Origin of the sequence: Parvibaculum sp. (assembly GCF_035511255.1) — a bacterium.
GTDB lineage: Bacteria > Pseudomonadota > Alphaproteobacteria > Parvibaculales > Parvibaculaceae > Parvibaculum.
In genome coordinates, this window is the sequence record NZ_DATKFR010000309.1 from 1 (window position 1) to 2838 (window position 2838).

Genomic DNA, 2838 nt, shown 5'->3' on the forward strand with positions numbered 1-2838 from the left:
GAAGAAGGCGCCATCGACGAGATTTTCGATCGCGAAGGGAAGGTTCGCATCGGCGCGGACATAGGCCGGGTCCTTGCCGCCGAGTTCGAGACCGACATTGATGAAGCGACCCGACGCGGCCTTCACCACGGCGTGACCGCCTGAGACAGACCCGGTGAAGGCGACATAATCGACGCGTGGATCGCCGATCGTCTTCTCCGTCATCTCGTGGCTCATGTGGATCGCCTGGAAGAGCCCGTCCGGCGCGCCGGCCTTCTCGAAGGCTTGCGCGAAGCGTTCGGCGCAAAGCGGCGTCTGGCCCGAATGTTTCAGGATGACCGCATTGCCCGCCATGATCGCGGGAACGACGACGTTGACCGAGATGAGATAGGGATAGTTCCAGGCGGCGACGGCAAGCACCACGCCCAGCGGATCGCGCCGGATCCAGCGATCGAAGCCTTCCTTCGGCCCGACATCGATATCGGCAAGCGCATCGGCGGCGATGCCGACCATGTACCGCGCCCGTTCCTCGAAGCCGCGCACTTCGCCCGCGCCATAGGCGATGGGGCGGCCCATCTGCCAGGCGAGCTCCGGCACGACTTCGTCCTTCATCGCCACGAAGGCTTCGACGAAGCGCAGCGCCAGCGCCGCGCGTTCGTGGATCGGGACGAGTTTCCAGGCGGCCTGGGCGCGCCTGGCTTCGGACAAGGCTTCGTCCACTTCCCGCCATGTGGCGAGGGGACGCTCGACATAGACACTCCCGTCGACGGGCGTAATTACCTTCAGCGTTTCAGCCATTATCCGCGCTCGAAACCTCTCATGACTTCCCAATCCGTGACCCGGCGATCGTATTCGAACTGCTCCCAGCGGCCGGTGTGGAGATAATGTTCGACGACCTCGTCGCCAAGCGCGGCGCGGAGAGTAGCCGAGTTTTCGAGTTCGGTCAGTGCGTCACGAAGGCTTTTCGGCAGGGAGGGAATGCCCTCGCCGACATAGGCGTCGCCCGAGAATTCCGGCTCCAACGTCAGCTTCTTCTCGATGCCGTCGAGACCGGAGGCGATCAGCGCGGCAAAGGAGAGATAGGGGTTCACGTCGGCGCCACCGATGCGGCACTCGACGCGCAGGCTTTTCCCGTGGCCGCAAAGGCGGAAGCCGGCGGTCCGGTTGTCGTTCGACCAGACGATGTTGGTCGGCGCGAAGGTGCCGTTCACGAAACGCTTATAGGAATTGATGTTGGGCGCCAGGAAATAGGTCATTTCCTTCGCATGGGCGATCTGGCCGGCCAGGAATTGCTGACCGAGCGCGGACAGCCCGTGAACCTTGCTCTTGTCGTCGTAGAAGAGCGCGTCCTTGACTGCGTCGTCCCAGAGCGAGACGTGGATATGGCAGGACGAGCCCGCCAACGCGTAGTTCCACTTGGCCATGAAGGTGATGGCCTTGCCGTGCAGATGGGCGATCTCCTTGATGCCGTTTTTCAGGATCACGTGCCGGTCGGCCATTTCCAGCGCCTCGGCGTAGCGAATGTTGATCTCTTCCTGACCGGGGCCCCATTCGCCTTTCGAGTTCTCGACCGGAATGCCCGCGCCTTCGAGACCGTTGCGGATCGCCCGCATGATCCCTTCTTCCTTGGTCGTGCCGAGAACGTGATAGTCCTCGATGTACCAGTTGGCGGTCTTGAGGCCCTTGTAGTGCTTCTCATGCGCCGCTTCGTAGGTTTCGTCGAAGAGATAGAATTCGAGTTCGGAAGCGGTCATCGCGCGCATCTTGGTGGCGGCGAGACGCTTCAACTGCTTTTTGAGGATCGCGCGCGGCGCGTGCGGCACATCCTCGCCGTGGTGGTCGAGCGTGTCGCAGAGGACGAGGGCGGTGCCGGGCAGCCAGGGGATACGCCTGAGCGTCCCGAGATCCGGCTTCAGCACGAAATCGCCATAGCCCTGCGCCCAGCTCGCGGCCTTGTAGCCGGGCACGGGCTCCATGTCGGTGTCGACGGTCAGCAGGTAATTGCAGGCGTGGGTTTCATGCACCGCGGTGTCGAGGAAATAGCCGGCCTGCATGCGCTTGCCGACCAGGCGGCCCTGCATGTCGGGCATCGCCATGACGACGGTGTCGATGTCGCCCGCGCTGACGAGATCGGAAAGTTGGTCCAGGGTAAGTTTTCCGGGAAGGGACTGAAGCATTCGAAGGAACTCCATTGATCTTGCGCGACGGTCTTGCTCCGCCTCCGCTTGAACCGGCAAGGGCGTCAGGCCGATAGACCTGACGCCCTCTTCTACGGCTGGACGTGGAACGTCAGACTTTCGTCGTTTCGCCGACTGCGGCTTCGGCGGCCTTGATGTTGGCAAGACGTTCAGCAATCAGGTCGCCGGTCGGCGGACCCTGGAAGCGCCGGTTTTCGAAAGCGACCCAGATGATGGCGGTCACGATCAGGAAGCCGACGGTGATGTTGAGCGCCCAGTCGTTCGGCGGCTGCACGCCGATGACGAAGATCAGGATGATCGACGCGATCGAGAGCAGTGCAACGAGAGAATAGGCGCCGCGGCCGATGTTCCACGGACCCATTTTCGGCCACTTCGACGTCCCATAGGCGAAGAGACCGAGCGTGATCGGGATCGCGAAGGAGAAGAAGAGGAAGATGACCGTGCAGGACACGACGATGGTATAGGCCGACGTGCCGGCAATGGAGACGACGGTCGAGCCCCAGACGAAGAGCACGGCCAGCGTCGCTCCAGTCCAGATCGCCGCCACCGGTGTCCGGCGCGTTGGCGAGACCTTGGCGAGCAACTTGGAGAAGGGCAGGCCGCCGTCGCGCGAGAAGGCGAAGATCATGCGCGAAGCGGAGGTCACCGTCGCCAGACCGCA

General features: G+C 62.9%; 3 protein-coding genes. All 3 read right to left on the minus strand.

Annotated elements, in window-relative coordinates; translation table 11 throughout:
* Window positions 1-777, minus strand: a 777-nt coding sequence (locus VMR03_RS12285) for an aldehyde dehydrogenase family protein (RefSeq protein WP_325405608.1), incomplete at its 3' end; no start/stop codon positions are given.
* On the minus strand, window positions 777-2156 hold the full coding sequence (locus VMR03_RS12290; protein WP_325405610.1) for a glutamine synthetase family protein: 1380 nt from the start codon (window positions 2154-2156) through the stop codon (window positions 777-779). The genes VMR03_RS12290 and VMR03_RS12285, both read right to left, overlap by 1 nt.
* Window positions 2157-2268: 112 nt before the next feature.
* Window positions 2269-2838, minus strand: a 570-nt coding sequence (locus tag VMR03_RS12295) for an amino acid permease (protein ID WP_325405612.1), incomplete at its 5' end; no start/stop codon positions are given.

What these genes read in the sequence shown, in the direction of transcription:
- VMR03_RS12290 (WP_325405610.1), bottom strand. Translation starts at nt 2,156, where the DNA reads ATGCTTCAGTCCCTTCCCGGAAAACTTACCCTGGACCAACTTTCCGAT.